13 protein-coding genes and 1 CRISPR repeat array are annotated in these 17103 nt (G+C 69.8%); all 13 genes read left to right on the forward strand.

All coding sequences use genetic code 11. The features are described from left to right. Nucleotides 1-57 precede the first annotated feature (57 nt). The 13 genes from casB to IE219_RS23620 all read left to right on the forward strand — a co-directional run bounded on the left by casB (nt 58) and on the right by IE219_RS23620 (nt 17030). Nucleotides 58-819 (forward strand): type I-E CRISPR-associated protein Cse2/CasB, encoded by a 762-nt coding sequence (gene casB, locus IE219_RS23560; RefSeq protein WP_189980748.1) that lies wholly within the window; start codon nt 58-60, stop codon nt 817-819. 78 nt (nt 820-897) lie between these two features. Continuing rightward, nucleotides 898-2124 carry a type I-E CRISPR-associated protein Cas7/Cse4/CasC gene (gene cas7e / locus IE219_RS23565; protein ID WP_189980750.1) on the forward strand — a complete coding sequence of 409 codons (1227 nt, stop codon included), beginning with the start codon at nt 898-900 and terminating at the stop codon, nt 2122-2124. Beyond that, nucleotides 2121-2855, forward strand: coding sequence for a type I-E CRISPR-associated protein Cas5/CasD (gene cas5e / locus IE219_RS23570; protein ID WP_189980752.1), 735 nt, complete (start codon nt 2121-2123; stop codon nt 2853-2855). Before cas7e ends, cas5e begins: the two co-directional genes overlap by 4 nt. After that, nucleotides 2855-3571: a type I-E CRISPR-associated protein Cas6/Cse3/CasE gene (cas6e, locus tag IE219_RS23575; RefSeq protein WP_189980754.1), complete on the forward strand. Its 717-nt coding sequence runs from the start codon at nt 2855-2857 to the stop codon at nt 3569-3571. The genes cas5e and cas6e overlap by 1 nt, the downstream gene beginning before the upstream one ends. 3 nt (nt 3572-3574) lie before the next feature. Further along, nucleotides 3575-4525 carry a type I-E CRISPR-associated endonuclease Cas1e gene (gene cas1e, locus IE219_RS23580; protein WP_189980756.1) on the forward strand — a complete coding sequence of 317 codons (951 nt, stop codon included), beginning with the start codon at nt 3575-3577 and terminating at the stop codon, nt 4523-4525. Next, nucleotides 4522-4884: a type I-E CRISPR-associated endoribonuclease Cas2e gene (gene cas2e / locus IE219_RS23585; protein ID WP_189980758.1), complete on the forward strand. Its 363-nt coding sequence runs from the start codon at nt 4522-4524 to the stop codon at nt 4882-4884. Before cas1e ends, cas2e begins: the two co-directional genes overlap by 4 nt. A 156-nt stretch (nt 4885-5040) precedes the next feature. Then, a CRISPR array of direct repeats spans nt 5041-7753; the repeat unit is 29 nt; unit sequence GTGATCCCCGCGCACGCGGGGTTGGACCC. 948 nt (nt 7754-8701) lie between these two features. After that, on the forward strand, nt 8702-10150 hold the full coding sequence (gene ngcE / locus IE219_RS23590; RefSeq protein WP_189980760.1) for an N-acetylglucosamine/diacetylchitobiose ABC transporter substrate-binding protein: 1449 nt from the start codon (nt 8702-8704) through the stop codon (nt 10148-10150). 100 nt (nt 10151-10250) lie between these two features. Beyond that, on the forward strand, nt 10251-11180 hold the full coding sequence (locus tag IE219_RS23595) for a carbohydrate ABC transporter permease (RefSeq protein WP_189980762.1): 930 nt from the start codon (nt 10251-10253) through the stop codon (nt 11178-11180). A gap of 1 nt (nt 11181) precedes the next feature. Further along, on the forward strand, nt 11182-12114 hold the full coding sequence (locus IE219_RS23600) for a carbohydrate ABC transporter permease (RefSeq protein ID WP_189980764.1): 933 nt from the start codon (nt 11182-11184) through the stop codon (nt 12112-12114). A 140-nt stretch (nt 12115-12254) separates the two neighbouring features. Beyond that, nucleotides 12255-13466 (forward strand): ROK family transcriptional regulator, encoded by a 1212-nt coding sequence (locus IE219_RS23605; RefSeq protein ID WP_189980766.1) that lies wholly within the window; start codon nt 12255-12257, stop codon nt 13464-13466. Nucleotides 13467-13587: 121 nt separating this feature from the next. Continuing rightward, complete coding sequence (locus IE219_RS23610) at nt 13588-14652, forward strand: sugar ABC transporter substrate-binding protein (RefSeq protein ID WP_189980768.1); 1065 nt, start codon at nt 13588-13590, stop codon at nt 14650-14652. A 300-nt stretch (nt 14653-14952) separates the two neighbouring features. Further along, a complete protein-coding gene (locus IE219_RS23615; protein WP_189980770.1) occupies nt 14953-15732 on the forward strand; it encodes an ATP-binding cassette domain-containing protein in 780 nt (259 codons plus the stop codon). After that, nucleotides 15729-17030, forward strand: a complete 1302-nt coding sequence (locus IE219_RS23620) for a sugar ABC transporter permease (protein WP_189980772.1) — start codon at nt 15729-15731, stop codon at nt 17028-17030. Before IE219_RS23615 ends, IE219_RS23620 begins: the two co-directional genes overlap by 4 nt. Nucleotides 17031-17103: the final 73 nt, after the last annotated feature.

Here is a 17103-nt window from a genome sequence, read left to right on the forward strand (position 1 = left end):
AAGCCGTTCACTCCCCTGCGAACACCACCCTCGCACCGACGCCACGGAGCACTCCGCATGACCACGATGGAACAAGAACCCGCACCCCGGCAGCCCGCCGGTCAGTCCCCGGTCCGGCGGCAGCACGGGCCCGGTCCGGCGGGCGTAGCCGCTGCCCGCTGCGTCTCCCGGCTTCAGCGCGGCTACCGCCAGGACAACCCGGCCGCGGTGGCGGAGCTCGCCCGGCTGCGGCGCGGCGCCGGGCAGACCGCGCACACGGTGCAGGACCACTGGGGCCTGGGAGGACTGGAGGAACTGGGCGACGCCCTCGCGGAAAGCAGCATGCGCGTACGCCGGGAACACGCCGAGGAAGCGGTGTACCTGGCGGTGACGCTCTGGGCCCTGCACCAGCAATCCGTCCGCGACAGCGACATGCACAGAACCGGGGCGACCTTGGGGGGCGCGGTCCGGACGCTCATCCGGAAGCGGACGGAAGAGAAGCCCGGCTCCGACGACGCGGAGAACGAACCGCTGCGCAAGCGGCTCGTCCGGGTCGGTACCGCCGATTCCATCGCGTCGGTGGCCGTCCGGCTGCGGGAGATCGTGCTGTTGCTGCGCGGAGGGCAGGTGCCGCTCGACTACGGGCGCCTGGCCGATCAGCTCTGCCGCTGGCAGACGCCGTCGGAACGCGCGGCAGTGCGGCGCGAGTGGGGCCGGGAGTTCCACCTCGCCGCCCCCCGCCGCGGAAGCACAGCGCGGAACGGGGGCGACGGGAGCGACGCGATCGACCCGTCCCTGAGCTCCGGCAGCACGGACGACGACTACGGCCCGGGGGACTGATCACCCCGTGTCCCTGCCGTCCCCTTCCCTCTCCCCTTGTCCTTTCCTTCGTCGAGCACACAGAGGAACCGAGCGTTCATGAACCGGACCATCATCGACATCCACGTTCTCCAGACCGTCCCTCCGAGCAACCTCAACCGGGACGACACCGGTACGCCGAAGTCGGCCGTCTACGGCGGCAGGCGCCGGGCCCGGGTCTCCAGCCAGGCATGGAAGCGTGCCACCCGCACGGCCTTCTCCGAACTGCTCGACCCCTCCGAGCTGGGGGTCCGGACGAAGCGGGTGGTCGAGGTACTGGCGGAGAGGATTTCCGTCCTGGACACGTCGCTCTCCCCGGCAGCGGCCGAGGAGTTGGCCGCGGAGACCCTGGCGACCGCGACGGGAGTGAAGCTCGCGGTCCCCAAGCGAAGGAAGGGCGGAGGCGGAGATGAGGCCGAATCCGCCCCGGAATCGACCTATCTGATGTTCCTGAGCAGCCGTCAGTTCGACGCGCTGGCCGCTCTCGCCGTCGAAGGCGCGGCGGACGGCGATCTCAAGACGCTCAAGGAGTTCTTCAGGACCAGGGAGAACAAGGCACGCGCCCGCCGGTCGGTGGACACCGGGCACTCGGTGGACATCGCCCTCTTCGGCCGTATGGTGGCGGACTCGACCGATCTCAACGTCGACGCGGCAGCCCAGGTGGCCCATGCCCTGAGTGTGCACGCGGTCGAGGTCGAGTCGGACTACTTCACGGCCGTCGACGATAAGAACACGGACGCCGAGACGGGCGCCGGCATGATCGGCACCGTCGACTTCAACTCGTCGACCCTCTACCGCTACGCGGCGGTCGACGCCAACCAGCTCCAGGAGAACCTGGGTGGTCTGAGCGAGGACCGGACACCGTCCGCGGACCCCACCAGGCGGGCCGTGGAGGCCTTCATCGAAGGATTCATCACCTCGCTCCCCACCGGGAAGATCAACACCTTCGGCCATCACACGTTGCCCGCGGCGGTGATCGTCAAGCTCCGTACCCGGCGCCCGATCAGTTTCGTCGGGGCCTTCGAGGAGCCCGTGGAGACGGCTGAGGAGGGCGGCTTCCTGCGCCGGAGCTGCGAACGGCTCGCCACGTACGTACCCGAGCTGGAGAAGGCGTTCGGGCTCACGGACAAGGGAGGGACCTGGGTGCTGCGGGTCGGTCAGGACACCGAAGCTCTCTCCTCCCTGGGCGAAGAGCTGGCTCTTTCCGAACTGGTGACGGCCGTGGGAGCGGCGGTGGCCGCCCGGCTGAAGGCCGGGGAGAGCACCCAGCCGGAGACCGGAGCATGAGCGTGCTGCTGCTGCGGCTCGCGGGGCCCCTCCAGGCCTGGGGTTCGGCGGCCCGCTTCACCCGCCGCACCACCGAGAACGCACCCACCAAGAGCGGCGTCCTCGGGCTCCTGGCCGGTGCCCAGGGGCGTTCCCGGGAGGCGGATCCTTCCGATCTCGCCGCGCTGGAGTTCGGTGTACGGATCGATCAGCCCGGCAGCCGGATGCGTGACTTCCAGACCGCGCACCACGCCGACTCGGGCAAGTCCATGCCGCTCTCCGAACGCTTCTACCTCGCGGACGCGGTCTTCGTCGCGGGCGTCGCGGGCGAGCCCGGACTCATCCGGGCGCTGTACGAGGCGCTGCTGGACCCGGTCTTCCTGCCCTACCTCGGCCGGCGCTCCTGCCCTCCGGCACAGCCGATTCCGATGTCGGAGCCGCTGGAGACGAGCCTCAAGGACGCGTTGGAGAGAGCGGAATGGCAGGCGTCGAGGTGGTACCGGAATCAGTTCTCCGGCGACAGGCGCCCGGAGAGGGTTCCGGGCACCGGGCCGGAGCCGCTGGAGGTTCTGCTCGACTGTCCGGCCGGAGAGACCCCGGACGTCACGCTCCGTGACCTTCCGCTGAGTTTTGATTCCCGCCACCGGCGCTACGGACTGCGCGGTGTGCGCTGGGGCGAGCCGGTGCCCGTACGGCCACCGGCCCACGATCCGACCGAGGGGCTTTCGCCCGCAGCACCGAGGACCACCTGATGTATCTGACCCGCTTCCGCGTCAACACCGCCCGATCCGATGCCCGGCGACTCCTCGGCTCACCGCATCTCCTGCACGGCGCGGTGAACATGTCCTTCCCGGTGCCTCCGCCGCGGGACGGATCGGGCCCCCGGGTGCTCTGGCGAGTGGACCACGACACCCCCACCGAGACCCGGCTGTTCATCGCCAGTCCCACCCGCCCCGACCTGACCCATCTGGTCGAGCAGGCGGGCTGGCCCGCCGCCGGTGAACCCGGCTGGACCACTTTCGAGTACGGGCCGTTCCTCGACGCACTCGCCGAGGGGGACACCTGGGGCTTCCGGCTCACGGCGAACCCCGTGCACAACATCCATCACCAGCACAGCGCCGAGGGCGAGGAGACGAAGCGAGCCGCGCACCGGACTCCACGGCATCAGACGCGCTGGCTCATCGAACGCCAGGAGCGGGCGGGGTTCGAGGTGGTGCGGAAGCCGGTGGAACGGCAACTCGTGGAACGGGGTGACGAACACGAATTGATCGTCCGCGATCAGCGCGCCCTCCAGTTCCGCAGGTCTCCCGCCAGGTCCGGCCGTGACGACGTACGCATCACCAGGGCCACCTTCGACGGCCGGCTGCGCGTCACGGACCCGGACGTCTTCCGCCGCACACTCACCCACGGCCTGGGCAAGGCCAAGGCGTACGGCTGCGGTCTCATGACGCTCGCCCCGGTGCGGTGAACGATGGGCACCATCGGCCGGCGGGGAGCCTCCTCGCCACGCGAACTCGCCAGGATCGGTGACCGCATCTCATTCGTCTATCTGGAACGGTGCACCGTGCACCGGGAGTCCAACGCCATCACGGCGGAGGACGCCGACGGGGTGACGCATATCCCGTCCGCCACCATCGGCACCCTGCTCCTCGGGCCGGGAACGCGCATCACCCATCAGGCCATGTCCGTCCTCGGCGATTCCGGCGCCGGCGTGGCCTGGGTCGGCGAGCACGGGGTGCGCTACTACGCGGGCGGCCGGGCCCTCACCCGCTCCTCCGGCCTGGTCGAAGCACAGGCCACGGCCTGGGCCAACCGGCGGACACGGCTGGACGTGGCGCGGGCCATGTACCGGCTCCGGTTCCCCGACCAGGACCCGGCAGGCCGCACCCGCCAGGAACTCCTCAGCATGGAGGGAGGGCGCGTCAAGGCCCGTTACCGCGAGGAATCGGTCCGTACCGGCGTGCCCTGGGTCCGCCGGGAGTTCCACCGCGACGACTTCTCCGCGGGCGACGCCCCCAACCAGGGCATCACCGCGGCGGCCCAGTGCATGTACGGCATCGCCCACGCCGTCGTCGCGGCGCTCGGCTGCTCACCTGGTCTCGGTTTCGTCCATTCCGGACACGAGCGCTCGTTCGTGCTGGACGTGGCCGACTTCTACCGGACCGAGATCGCCATCCCGGCCGCCTTCGACGCGGCCGTCGAAGGCGAGGAGGATGTCGCGGCCCGCACGCGACGGCTGCTCCGCGACCGCATCAACGAGACGCGCCTGCTGGACCGTTGTGTCCGGGACATCAAGGACCTCCTCGGATTCGACGGCACCCGCGACACGGGCGATGAGGCCGAGGACCGTGTCACCCTCCAGTCCGACGGGGACGTACATGTCCAAGGCGGCCGCAACTACGGCAATGAGATCATCTGGTGACCGTCATCGTTCTCACCAACTGCCCGGTCGGCCTGAGAGGGTTTCTCACCCGCTGGCTTCTGGAGATCTCTCCGGGAGTCTTCCTCGGCTCTCCCTCGGCCCGCATCCGCGAGGCGCTCTGGAACGAGGTCCGTCAATACGCCGACCAAGGCCGTGCTCTGCTCGCCTATCAGACGAACAACGAGCAGGGCTACACCTTCGAAACCCACGATCACGCGTGGCACCCCACCGACCACGAGGGGCTGACACTGATCCGCCGCCCGAACCCCGCCTCGGGCCGCCCGGCGCAGCGAACGCCTGCGGTTCCCCAGCAGGGGTGGAGCAAGGCGTCCAAGCGCCGCAGATTCGGCGGCAGATAGGAGACGGCACCCTTGGGGAGGTCCGGAGCGGCAGGCATGGGCATGCAGAATAGAGGTTCATCGAAATCCGCTATGCGAGATAAATGCTCAATGTCGCAATCCTGGGAAGTAAGCAAAAACAGGCACCTGACCGGATAAAGCCGCTGGTCAGCTCCTGTGATCCCCGCGCACGCGGGGTTGGACCCATGGAGGCGGCGAGCGCGTCGGTCGTGCGGATGTGATCCCCGCGCACGCGGGGTTGGACCCTTCGCAGACAGGGTGAGGACCTGGGCCGAGCCGTGATCCCCGCGCACGCGGGGTTGGACCCGACTACGCCGGCCGCATCGACGCGGCGCACAAGTGATCCCCGCGCACGCGGGGTTGGACCCGGCGGCGTACGAGCCGGCGAATCCGATCCCGGGTGATCCCCGCGCACGCGGGGTTGGACCCGGGGGATGGAAGGGCCCCGTGCTGGGGGTCGTGTGATCCCCGCGCACGCGGGGTTGGACCCTCCACGCCCTCGACATCGCGTCCGGTCAGAGGGTGATCCCCGCGCACGCGGGGTTGGACCCCGCTGATGCTGCCGCTGGAGGCGATCGAGCTGGTGATCCCCGCGCACGCGGGGTTGGACCCTCCGCTTCCCGCAGTTTCACGGGATTCGGTTCGTGATCCCCGCGCACGCGGGGTTGGACCCGCCGCTGCGGCGCCTGGCGGACACCGCCGGTCGTGATCCCCGCGCACGCGGGGTTGGACCCTGCACGCGTTCATGGCGGCCGCCGGCTTCCAGGTGATCCCCGCGCACGCGGGGTTGGACCCCGGTTCCAGGTGGCGGCCGGCGGTGATGCTCGGTGATCCCCGCGCACGCGGGGTTGGACCCGACTCGCCTACACCCTCGCCGCGCCCGTGCTGGTGATCCCCGCGCACGCGGGGTTGGACCCTGGCCAAAGGCCATGTGGTGTCGAAAGACGGCGTGATCCCCGCGCACGCGGGGTTGGACCCCTGTACGAGTCCGCCGGGGCGCCGCCCTTGGAGTGATCCCCGCGCACGCGGGGTTGGACCCTGCTGATCGACGACGCCAAGCAGGCCGTCGCCGTGATCCCCGCGCACGCGGGGTTGGACCCTTCATCAACGCGGAGAAGTCCGGGGACGGGGGGTGATCCCCGCGCACGCGGGGTTGGACCCGCTCTCCTGCGCGTCGACGGCGAGCAGCCGTTGTGATCCCCGCGCACGCGGGGTTGGACCCGCGTACTTCGACAGGTTGCCCTCGCCTCGCTGGTGATCCCCGCGCACGCGGGGTTGGACCCGTCGGCGGCCGCCTGGTCGTCATCTCCAAGCCGTGATCCCCGCGCACGCGGGGTTGGACCCGAGGCCGCCGGGGCGCCGACCCTGAACACGCTGTGATCCCCGCGCACGCGGGGTTGGACCCATCCGCTGGGTCCTGGTCGCGTCCGGCGCGATGTGATCCCCGCGCACGCGGGGTTGGACCCTGGATCGACACCTTCCTCGCCGCGCTCACCACGTGATCCCCGCGCACGCGGGGTTGGACCCGACCAGCTCGTCAAGCGGAAGATGGGCGGCGAGTGATCCCCGCGCACGCGGGGTTGGACCCTCCTACTTCGACGCGCACCCCCAGTACGTCCTGTGATCCCCGCGCACGCGGGGTTGGACCCGGATCTCGGTGAACCTCCCGCACGCCCTCGGTGTGATCCCCGCGCACGCGGGGTTGGACCCTCCGCCGGCTGGAGGCGCTGCTCGCCGAGGCCGTGATCCCCGCGCACGCGGGGTTGGACCCAGATAGTCGATCCCGGTGTCCTCCAGGAAGACGTGATCCCCGCGCACGCGGGGTTGGACCCGCGATGCGAGCCTGACCCTTACCCAGATCGAGGTGATCCCCGCGCACGCGGGGTTGGACCCGAACCGGAGCCACCGACGGAACTCAGTACGGTGTGATCCCCGCGCACGCGGGGTTGGACCCCGCGCCTGGGGGGAGTCGAAACGGACGACGGTGTGATCCCCGCGCACGCGGGGTTGGACCCGCCGAGCCGATGGCGAGGACGGGCACGAACGGGTGATCCCCGCGCACGCGGGGTTGGACCCTCTCTTCTGAAGCCGCTGCTGTGCCACGCTGAGTGATCCCCGCGCACGCGGGGTTGGACCCCCAAGTATGTCGTTACTCCTGCGCGTTCAGGGGTGATCCCCGCGCACGCGGGGTTGGACCCGACTCCGCCCAGTTCCTGGAGACCCGCAAGCTGTGATCCCCGCGCACGCGGGGTTGGACCCCACATGCCGCAGACATTCACAGGTCCCTTACAGTGATCCCCGCGCACGCGGGGTTGGACCCGAGCAGACCCGGTGCCCGAGGTGGTACCGGCCGTGATCCCCGCGCACGCGGGGTTGGACCCGCCTCGGCGTCGGAAACCTCGGGGTGCCAGTGGTGATCCCCGCGCACGCGGGGTTGGACCCGCCTCGGCGCGAGAGGCGGCCATCCTTCATGCGTGATCCCCGCGCACGCGGGGTTGGACCCTACCGCTCTACACCTTCATCGACGAGGGCGGCGTGATCCCCGCACACGCGGGGTTGGACCCTACGACGAGGTCGTCGTGACCGAGGCCGGAGGGTGATCCCCGCGCACGCGGGGTTGGACCCGTGTAACGATGAGGGCGTCTCCGGCGTGCCCGGTGATCCCCGCGCACGCGGGGTTGGACCCGAGATCGACGTCCCCGAGGGCGATGTCGGCGAGTGATCCCCGCGCATGCGGGGTTGGACCCCGTGAGGCGGCCGACTGGTACGCGCCGACGGCGTGATCCCCGCGCATGCGGGGTTGGACCCCCGGCGCTCGACTCCCGGGTGACCGACACCCTGTGATCCCCGCGCATGCGGGGTTGGACCCCGGCCGCCCTCGGCGGACCGGGGCCTCTGGCAGTGGTCCCCACGCACGCGGGGACCACAGGTCGTTGATCGTGTCGTTCGGGAGCCAGCGGGGTCCAACCCCGCGTACGCGGGGATCACGCCGAGGTTGAAGGGGAGGACGAAAACGCCAGAGGTCCAACCCCGCGTGCGCGGGGTTGGACCCACGCGCTGCGCCTCCTCTGAGATCTCTTACCGGCGACAAGTGCCGGTGAAGCACGTTCACTCATCCGTGCCGCACGTTTCGAGGTGCTGCGTTAGCGGTTGGAAAGCTCGGCCAGATGCGCTTCCCTCGCCCCTAAACCATGGTCATTATGGCGTTCTGACGCCATATCGCTGCCAGAACGCCATTGCCCCTCGAACCCCACCAAAACTACGCGCAGCGGATGTGTGTCTCAGTACGTCCTACGGAACCTGATGCCCGGCTGACGCACCGCGTCCGCCGGACCGGGGCCCGGCGGACGCGGGCCGCGGCGCGGCCCGGTGGTTTTCCGCCGTTCTTTCCGGCCGTCCGGTGGTTTTACGGGTGGAAGGAAGACGGTGCCCGGAAGCGTCGGGTTGCCCCGGTCGCGGGACTTCCTTCCCGTGGCGTCCGCTTCGCCGGAATGGGGCGGGACCATTCAGCTTGTGAAGGCACTCGGGAAGGGTCCGCCGGCCGGCCGGGGAAGCTCCCCTTCCGGTGCCTCCGGGGAAAAGCCCGAGGTCTCAACTCGGGAAAGATGGCTGACGAATGCTGCTTTCGATCTTGCTCCCGCCGGGAGAAGTGGACTATACCTGTCGCGTCCAGCCGGTCGGATCCCTCCGCCGGCCCGACGCCCGCACGACCCAGCTGCAAATGACCGCGGTGGCGGAGCCCTTCGTTCGTTGACGAGACGAAGTTACGGGCGACCGGTACACCGCCTGAGTCCTGAATGAAGGCGAGGACTTGAGCATGGGATCCACCTCCGCCCACTCGAACGAGGGCGGCCTCGGCCGTCGTGATCTGATCAAGCGTTCCGCCGCTCTCGGTCTGGTCTCGGTACCGGCCATGGGCTTCCTCTCCGCCTGCGCCAGCGGCGGCGGCCAGAGCAACGACAAGGTCGAGAAGGGCGTCAAGTCCGACAAGAACCCGCTCGGCGTCAACGAGTCGGCCGCGCTCGACTTCGTGCTCTTCGACGGCGGTTTCGGCCAGCAGTACGCCAAGGACGCGATCAAGCTCTACGAGACGCGCTACCCCAAGGCGAAGGTCAAGTTCACCCCGACCCAGAAGATCACCACCGAGCTCCAGCCGCGCTTCAACGGCGGCAACCCGCCGGACCTCATCGACAACTCCGGTGCCGAGCAGATGGACATGGGCGTCCTCGTCGGCCAGAAGCAGCTGACCGACCTCACCCCGCTGCTCGACGCGCCCTCCATCGACGACCCGTCGAAGAAGGTCCGCGACACCCTGCGCCCCGGCATCATCGAGATGGGCCAGTTCGACGGCGAGCCCTGCTGGATGCTCAACTACGCGTACACCGTCTACGGCGTGTGGTACTCGCAGAAGCTCCTGGACTCCCTCGAGGTCAAGTACCCCGAGACCTGGGACGAGATGCTGGCCGTCTGCGCGAAGGCCAAGAGCAAGGGCATCGCGCCTTGGACGTACGCGGGCAAGTACCCGTACTACCTCCCCTTCTCGCTCTACCCGATGATCGGCAAGGTCGGCGGCCGCGAGGTCCTCGACGCGATCGACAACCTGGAGCCGAAGGCGTGGGAGCACCCCGCCGTCAAGGCGTGCTTCGAGGCGTACTACGAGCTCCAGCGCAAGGGTTACATCCTCCAGGGCACCCCCGGCCTCGACCACATCCAGTCGCAGACCGCCTGGACCGAGGGCAAGGCGCTGTTCATCCCGAACGGCTCCTGGGTCGAGAACGAGGCCGCGAAGACCATGCCGGCCGACTTCGGCCTCGCGGTCTCCGCCCCGACGGGCCTCGACGCCTCCGACAAGATGCCCTTCGGGACCATCTGGGCGGCCGGCGGCGAGCCCTTCATCGTCCCGGCGAAGGCGGCCAACCCCGAGGGCGCCATGGAGCAGCTGCGCGTCATGCTCAGCGAGGAGTCCTCCAAGGCCTTCACGCAGTCCGTGAAGTCGCTGAGCGCCCTCAACGGCGGCGTCAAGGGCCTTGAGCTCTCCCCGGGCCTCAAGTCCGGTGTGGCGGCCCTGGACAAGGCCGGCACCAACGTCGTCAACCCGCGCCTCCAGGACTGGTACGTCGCCCTCCAGAAGGAGAAGATCGGCACCGCCGGTCTCGGCGAGATGATGGCCGGCCGCGCGACCCCGGCGGAGACCATCAAGAAGATCCAGAAGTTCGCCGACGACGCGGCGAAGGACCCGAACATCAAGCACTACAAGCACCAGTGAGCAGTGCCGGGGCCCCTTCCCGCCGACCGGGAGCGGGCCCCGGCCCTTCGGCGCGCGGCGCCGGCGGCGCGCCCTTCGCCCGAGATCGGGGTCGGTAGGAATGCAGCACGGCAAGTACCGTTTCATCGTGGGGTTCCTGGCGGTCCCCCTGGCGCTGTACGCGCTTTTCGTCGTCTGGCCGTTCATCCAGTCGATCTACTACTCGCTCACGAACTGGAGCGGCCTCAGCCCCGAATTCGAGTTCATCGGATTCGACAACTACACCCGGATGTTCCAGGACGAGGTGTTCTGGAAGTCCCTTCAGCACAGCCTGACCTTCGCGGTCGTCCTTCCGCTGATATCGGTCGGATTCGCGCTGTTCCTGGCCTTCATGCTGAATGTGGGCGGTCGGCGCCGCAAGGGAGCCGCCATCGCGGGTGTCCGCGGCTCGGCGTTCTACAAGATCGTTTATTTCTTCCCGCAGGTCCTGTCGATCGCGATCGTCGCCCTGCTCTTCCAGTTCGCGTACAACCCGAACAGCGGAGCCATCAATTCCGTCCTCAAGGCGGTCGGGCTGGGCAGCATCCAGCCGCAGTGGCTCGGCGACCCGAACCTCGCCCTCATCTGCGTGATGGCGGTCCTCGTCTGGTCGACGGTCGGGTTCTTCGTGGTCCTCTTCTCCGCCGGCATGGCCTCCATCCCGCGGGACTTCTACGAGGCGGCGCTGCTCGACGGCGCGAGCCGCTTCACCACCTTCTTCCGCATCACCCTGCCGCTGCTGTGGGACACCGTGCAGTCGGGCTGGATCTACATGGGCATCCTGGCGCTCGGCGCCGAGTCCTTCGCGGTGGTCCAGATCATGACCGTCGGCCCCAACGGCGGCGGGCCCGACTACTCGACCATCGTCCTGCCGCTGTACGTGTACCAGAAGGCGTTCCGGGACGGTCAGGCCGCCTACGCCACGACCATCGGTGTCGCGCTCCTCCTCGTCACGCTCGCCTTCGCCGCGGTCGTGATGAAGCTGGGCCGGCGCGAGCGGTTGGAGTTCTGAGATGAAGACCACCGACACCCCGCCCACCGGGAACGCGCTGATCCCCGGCCCCCGCGAGCCCCGGTCCACCGGAGCCGCGAAGACCGCCGCCCGCACGGAGAACGGCGGCGAGGGCAAGGTCCTCAACGTCTTCTCGCACGGCGTCCTGATCATCTGGGCGATCATGGTGGTGATGCCGCTGCTCTGGGCGGTCATGACCTCCTTCAAGAGCGACAAGGCGATCTTCACCTCGCCCTGGTCGCTGCCCGACTCGCTGCGGTTCGAGAACTGGTCGCGCGCCTGGTCCCAGGCGCACATGAGCGACTACTTCCTGAACACGATCCTGGTGGTCGGCGGCTCGCTCGTCGGCACCCTGCTCCTCGGCTCGATGGCGGCCTACGTCCTGGCCCGCTTCGAGTTCCCCGGGAACCGCTTCCTCTACTTCCTCTTCATCGGAGGAATGAGCTTCCCGGTCATCCTGGCGCTGGTGCCGCTCTTCTACGTCATGCAGAGCATGGCGCTGCTCAACACGATGCACGGCCTGATCCTGGTCTACATCGCGTACTCGCTGCCCTTCACCGTCTTCTTCCTGACGGCCTTCTTCCGGACCCTGCCGACCTCGGTGGCGGAAGCGGCCTTCATCGACGGCGCCTCGCACACCCGCACCTTCTTCCAGGTGATGCTGCCGATGGCCCGCCCCGGCCTGATCAGCGTCGGCATCTTCAACTTCCTGGGCCAGTGGAACCAGTACCTGCTGCCGACGGTGCTCAACACCGAGCAGGACCAGAAGGTGCTCTCCCAGGGCCTGGTGCAGCTGGCGGTCAGCCAGGGGTACAAGGGCGACTGGTCCGGCCTCTTCGCCGGCCTGGTGATGGCGATGCTGCCGGTGCTCGCCGCGTACATCATCTTCCAGCGGCAGGTGGTGGCCGGCCTCACCGCCGGTGCCGTGAAGTAGCACCGCTCCCGCTCCCCGAGGGCCCCCGCACGCGACGGCGTGCGGGGGCCCTCGCGCGCTCCAGGTCTTGACGCGGGCGAGGCGAAAAGCGTCCCCTTAGGGTTCACATGTTGGAGAAAACGGTGGGAGTGGGAGAGTCGATGGAGACTCCGGGGTCGCAGACGTCTCTGCACAGGGCCAATCTCGAACGGGTCGTGCGGGCGGTCCGCATGGCGGGCTCGCTGACCCAGGCGGAGATCGCCCGGACGACGGGGCTGTCCGCGGCGACGGTCTCCAACATCGTCCGGGAGCTGAAGGACGGCGGCACCGTCGAGGTGACGCCCACCTCCGCGGGCGGCCGGCGGGCCCGCAGCGTCTCGCTCTCCGGCGACGCGGGCATCGTCATCGGGGTCGACTTCGGCCATACGCACCTGCGGGTCGCGGTCGGCAACCTCGCGCACCAGGTGCTGGCCGAGGAGGCCGAGCCGCTGGACGTGGACGCCTCCGCCGCGGACGGCTTCGACCGGGCGGAGCGCCTGGTCAACCGGCTGATCGAGGCCACCGGCATCGGCCGCGACAAGGTGATCGGGGTCGGCCTCGGCGTCCCCGGCCCCATCGACGTCTCGTCCGGGACGCTCGGCTCCACGTCGATCCTGCCGGGGTGGAGCGGCATCAATCCGGCCGAGGAGCTGTCGGCCCGGCTCGGCGTTCCCGTCCACGTCGACAACGACGCCAACCTGGGCGCGCTGGGCGAGCTGGTGTGGGGGAGCGGCCGGGGCGTGCGCGACCTGGCGTACATCAAGGTGGCGAGCGGCGTCGGGGCCGGTCTGGTGATCGACGGGCGGGTCTACCGGGGGCCGGGCGGCACCGCAGGCGAGATCGGCCACATCACCCTCGACGAGTCGGGCCCGGTCTGCCGCTGTGGCAACCGCGGCTGCCTGGAGACCTTCACCGCCGCCCGGTACGTGCTGCCGCTGCTCCGGCCGAGCCACGGCCCCGACCTCACCATGGAGCGGGTGGTGCAGCTGGCGCGGGAGGGGGACCCGGGCTGCCGCCGGGTGATCGCCGACGTCGGCCGGCACATCGGCAGCGGTGTCGCCAACCTTTGCAATCTCTTGAACCCGAGCCGGGTGGTGCTCGGCGGCGACCTGGCCGAGGCGGGCGAGCTGGTCCTCGCCCCGATCCGGGACTCGGTCGGCCGGTACGCCATCCCGAGCGCGGCCCGGCAACTCTCCCTGGTCCAGGGAGCTTTGGGTGGCCGGGCCGAGGTGCTGGGAGCGCTGGCGCTGGTGCTGAGCGAGATGGGCGATTCGACCCTGTTGGAGGGATCTCTGCCGAGAACGGCCCCGACCGCGACGCCTGCCTTCACTTAGAGAACGGTGACCTCCGTTGTCATCTCGTTAAGGATTTACTTCTTGACGGCGGTGTGACGGCCGAGTTGACTTCGTGCCACCTCGGCCGCAACGTCGCGGCCTCGTCAGGGAGGCAACCCACATGAACGCAGTGACGCGACGCGTCGTCATAGGCACGGCCGCGGTCTCGATGGCCCTCGCGCTCTCCGCCTGCGGCAAGGCCGGTGGCGACGACGCCGGGGACAAGGGCAGCTCGACCAAGATCGGCCTGCTGCTGCCGGAGAACAAGACGGCGCGGTACGAGGCCCTGGACAAGCCGCAGTTCGAGAAGGCGGTCGAGGCCGCCTGCGGCGACTGCGAGGTCGTCTACAACAACGCGGTCGCCGACGTGGTGAAGCAGAAGCAGCAGTTCGACCAGCTCGTCGCGGACGGCGTGAAGGTCATCGCGCTCGACCCGGTCGACTCGGCCAAGGCCGCCGGCTGGGTCAAGGAGGCGCAGGGCAAGGGCGTCAAGGTCGTCGCGTACGACCGCGCGGTCGAGGGCGCGGACGCCTACGTCAGCCACGACAACAACAAGGTCGGCGAGCTCCAGGGCCAGGCGCTGATCGCCGCCCTCGGCGCCAAGGCCGCCACCGCCCAGGTCGTCATGATCAACGGCGACGAGAAGGACCCGAACGCCGCCCTCTTCAAGAAGGGCGCCCACACCGCCCTGGACGGCAAGGTCGGCAAGATCGCCTACGAGGCGTCCGGCGAGTGGGACCCGAAGATCGCGGGCGAGAAGATGGCCGCCGCCGTCTCCTCCGTCGGCAAGGACAAGATCGGCGCGGTCTACTCCGCCAACGACGGCATGGCGGGTGGCATCGTCACCTCCCTGGAGAACGCCGGCATCAAGGGCATCCCGGTCGGCGGCCAGGACGCCGAGGCCGCGGGCATCCAGCGGATCATCGCGGGCACCCAGACCTTCACCATCTACAAGAGCCCGCTCCAGCTCGCCCCGGAGGCCGCCAAGTTCGCGGTCAACCTCCTCAAGGGCAAGGACCTGGGCGCGCAGGGCGAGACCGACGGCGTGAAGTCCACGCTCTTCGCCCCGGTCGTCGTCGACAAGACCAACATCCAGTCCACGGTGATCAAGGACGGCATCTACGCCGCCGCCGAGATCTGCTCCGCGGACCTCGCCGCCAAGTGCGCCGAGCTGGGCATCAAGTAGCCCTGGGGGGCACGGGTTCCCGTGCCCCGAAGAAACCTTCCTGCTGGGCCTCGGGCCCGGCGGGAGAGCGGACCCCGCCCCGCCGCCCGCGGCCCCGAGCCCGCGCGGCGCGCCCCCGCCCGTACCGGCGTGCCACCGGTACGGCGCCCGGCGGACCGCCCCACGACCCGTCCGGTCCCGGCCAGGCCCAGACCCCGCTGCCTGCCGGGGCCGGACGAGCACAGCCCCCCTCGAACTCGGCGCCGCACGGCGCGACATGCCGCCGCCCCGGCACCCCGGGCGGCGAAGGAGTTGGTTCACGTGTCCCAGACGCCTGTCCTGGCGTTGCGCGGGATCTTCAAGCGATTCGGAGCGGTCCAGGTCCTCTCCGGCGTCGACCTCGAAGTCCACGCGGGCGAAGTCGTCGCCCTGGTCGGCGACAACGGCGCCGGAAAGTCCACGCTGGTGAAGACGATCGCCGGCGTCCACCCCATCGACGAGGGCCGCATCGAGTGGGAGGGCCGCCCGGTCGGCATCTCCCGCCCGCAGGACTCCCAGAGCCTCGGCGTGGCCACCGTCTACCAGGACCTCGCCCTCTGCGACAACCTCGACGTCGTCGCCAACCTCTTCCTCGGCCGCGAGCTGAAGAAGGGCGGCGTCCTCGACGAGGTCGCCATGGAGAAGCGGGCCAAGGACCTCCTCTCCACCCTCTCCATCCGCATCCCCAGCGTCCGCATCCCCGTCGCCGCCCTCTCCGGCGGCCAGCGGCAGGTCGTCGCCATCGCCCGCGCCCTGGTCGGCGACCCGAAGATCGTGATCCTGGACGAGCCGACCGCCGCCCTCGGCGTCGAGCAGACCGCCCAGGTCCTCGACCTCGTCGAGCGGCTGCGCGAACAGGGCCTCGGCACCATCCTCATCAGCCACAACATGGCCGACGTCAAGGCCGTCGCGGACACCGTCGCCGTGCTGCGCCTCGGCCGCAACAACGGCACCTTCCCGGTCGCCACCACCACGCACGAAGAGATCATCGCCGCGATCACCGGCGCCACGGACAACGCCGTGACCCGCCGGAAGGCCCGCACCACGGAGGCGACCCAGTGAGCACGACCCCCGAGGCGACCGGCCAGGCGCCCGTGCCCGAGCCCCGTACCCCCGACACCGCCGCCCCGGCCGCCGGCGCCGTCCCCGCCGTCGACCCCCGCCTCCTCGTCCGCGAGAAGGGCTTCAAGGGCTACGCCGAGGAGTTCGTCCGCCGGCTCCGCTCCGGCGAGATCGGCTCGCTGCCGGTCGTCGTCGGCCTCATCGTCATCGGCGTCGTCTTCCAGCTGCTGACCGGCAACTTCATCACCTCGTACAACCTCGACCAGATCACGCTGTACGCGACCGGCCCCGGCATCATGGCCGTCGGCATCGTCTTCGTGCTGCTGCTCGGCGAGATCGACCTCGCGGTCGGCTCCGTCGCGGGGCTCGCCGGCTCGGTCTGGGGCGTCTTCGCCACCGACCTGCCGGACTCCGTCGCCATCCTCCTCGGCATCTTCTCCGGCGCGCTGCTCGGCGCCTTCCACGGCGTGGTCTTCGCCAAGATCGGCGTCCCCGCCTTCGTCGTCACCCTCGCCGGCTTCCTCGGCTGGGCCGGCCTCCAGACCTGGGTGATGGGCGAGCGGTCCACCATCCCGACCCCCATCGGCAGCTTCGTCGGCGACCTGACCAAGTACTACTTCTCCGACGTCGCCGCCGCCTACGGCCTGGCCGTCGTGGTCGTCGCCGCCTTCTACCTCGCCCAGGCGCTCGACTCGGGCCGCCGCAAGGCCGCCGGGCTGCCGTACCGCCCGCAGAGCGAGATGCTGCTGCGCACCGGCGTCCTCGCGGTCCTCGTCCTCGTCGCCGCGTACGGCTTCAACCAGGAGAAGGGCCTGCCCCTCTCCCTGGTGATCTTCCTGGCGATCCTGCTGGTCACCGACTTCGTGCTGCGCCGCACCACCTACGGCCGCCAGGTCTTCGCGGTCGGCGGCGGCATCGAGGCGGCCCGCCGGGCCGGCATCAACGTCGACTGGATCCGGATCTCGGTCTTCACCATCTCCGGCACCCTGGGTGCCGTCGGCGGCCTCTTCCTCGCCTCCGCCACCGGCGGCGCCGACCGCTCGCTCGGCGGCGGCAACCAGCTGATGATGTGCATCGCCGCCGCGGTCATCGGCGGCACGTCCCTCTTCGGCGGCCGCGGCAAGGTCTGGTCGGCGCTGCTGGGCATCCTGGTGCTCCAGTCCATCGTCCAGGGCCTCAACCAGCTCAACCTGCAGTCCAACGCCATCCAGTACATGATCACCGGCGCGGTGCTCCTCATCGCCGTGATCATCGACTCGGTCTCCCGCCGCACCCAGAAGTCGGCCGGACGCGCTTAGTCCGCCCGCTCCGGCGGGTAGGCGTGGGGGACGTGGACTCCACCGAAGGTAAGAAACGCCACACCAGCCCGGC

The organism is Streptomyces termitum (assembly GCF_014650175.1).
GTDB lineage: Bacteria > Actinomycetota > Actinomycetes > Streptomycetales > Streptomycetaceae > Streptomyces > Streptomyces termitum.

What these genes read in the sequence shown, in the direction of transcription:
- casB (WP_189980748.1), top strand. Translation starts at nt 58, where the DNA reads ATGACCACGATGGAACAAGAACCCGCACCCCGGCAGCCCGCCGGTCAG.
- cas7e (WP_189980750.1), top strand. Translation starts at nt 898, where the DNA reads ATGAACCGGACCATCATCGACATCCACGTTCTCCAGACCGTCCCTCCG.
- cas5e (WP_189980752.1), top strand. Translation starts at nt 2,121, where the DNA reads ATGAGCGTGCTGCTGCTGCGGCTCGCGGGGCCCCTCCAGGCCTGGGGT.
- cas6e (WP_189980754.1), top strand. Translation starts at nt 2,855, where the DNA reads ATGTATCTGACCCGCTTCCGCGTCAACACCGCCCGATCCGATGCCCGG.
- cas1e (WP_189980756.1), top strand. Translation starts at nt 3,575, where the DNA reads ATGGGCACCATCGGCCGGCGGGGAGCCTCCTCGCCACGCGAACTCGCC.
- ngcE (WP_189980760.1), top strand. Translation starts at nt 8,702, where the DNA reads ATGGGATCCACCTCCGCCCACTCGAACGAGGGCGGCCTCGGCCGTCGT.
- IE219_RS23595 (WP_189980762.1), top strand. Translation starts at nt 10,251, where the DNA reads ATGCAGCACGGCAAGTACCGTTTCATCGTGGGGTTCCTGGCGGTCCCC.
- IE219_RS23600 (WP_189980764.1), top strand. Translation starts at nt 11,182, where the DNA reads ATGAAGACCACCGACACCCCGCCCACCGGGAACGCGCTGATCCCCGGC.
- IE219_RS23605 (WP_189980766.1), top strand. Translation starts at nt 12,255, where the DNA reads ATGGAGACTCCGGGGTCGCAGACGTCTCTGCACAGGGCCAATCTCGAA.
- IE219_RS23610 (WP_189980768.1), top strand. Translation starts at nt 13,588, where the DNA reads ATGAACGCAGTGACGCGACGCGTCGTCATAGGCACGGCCGCGGTCTCG.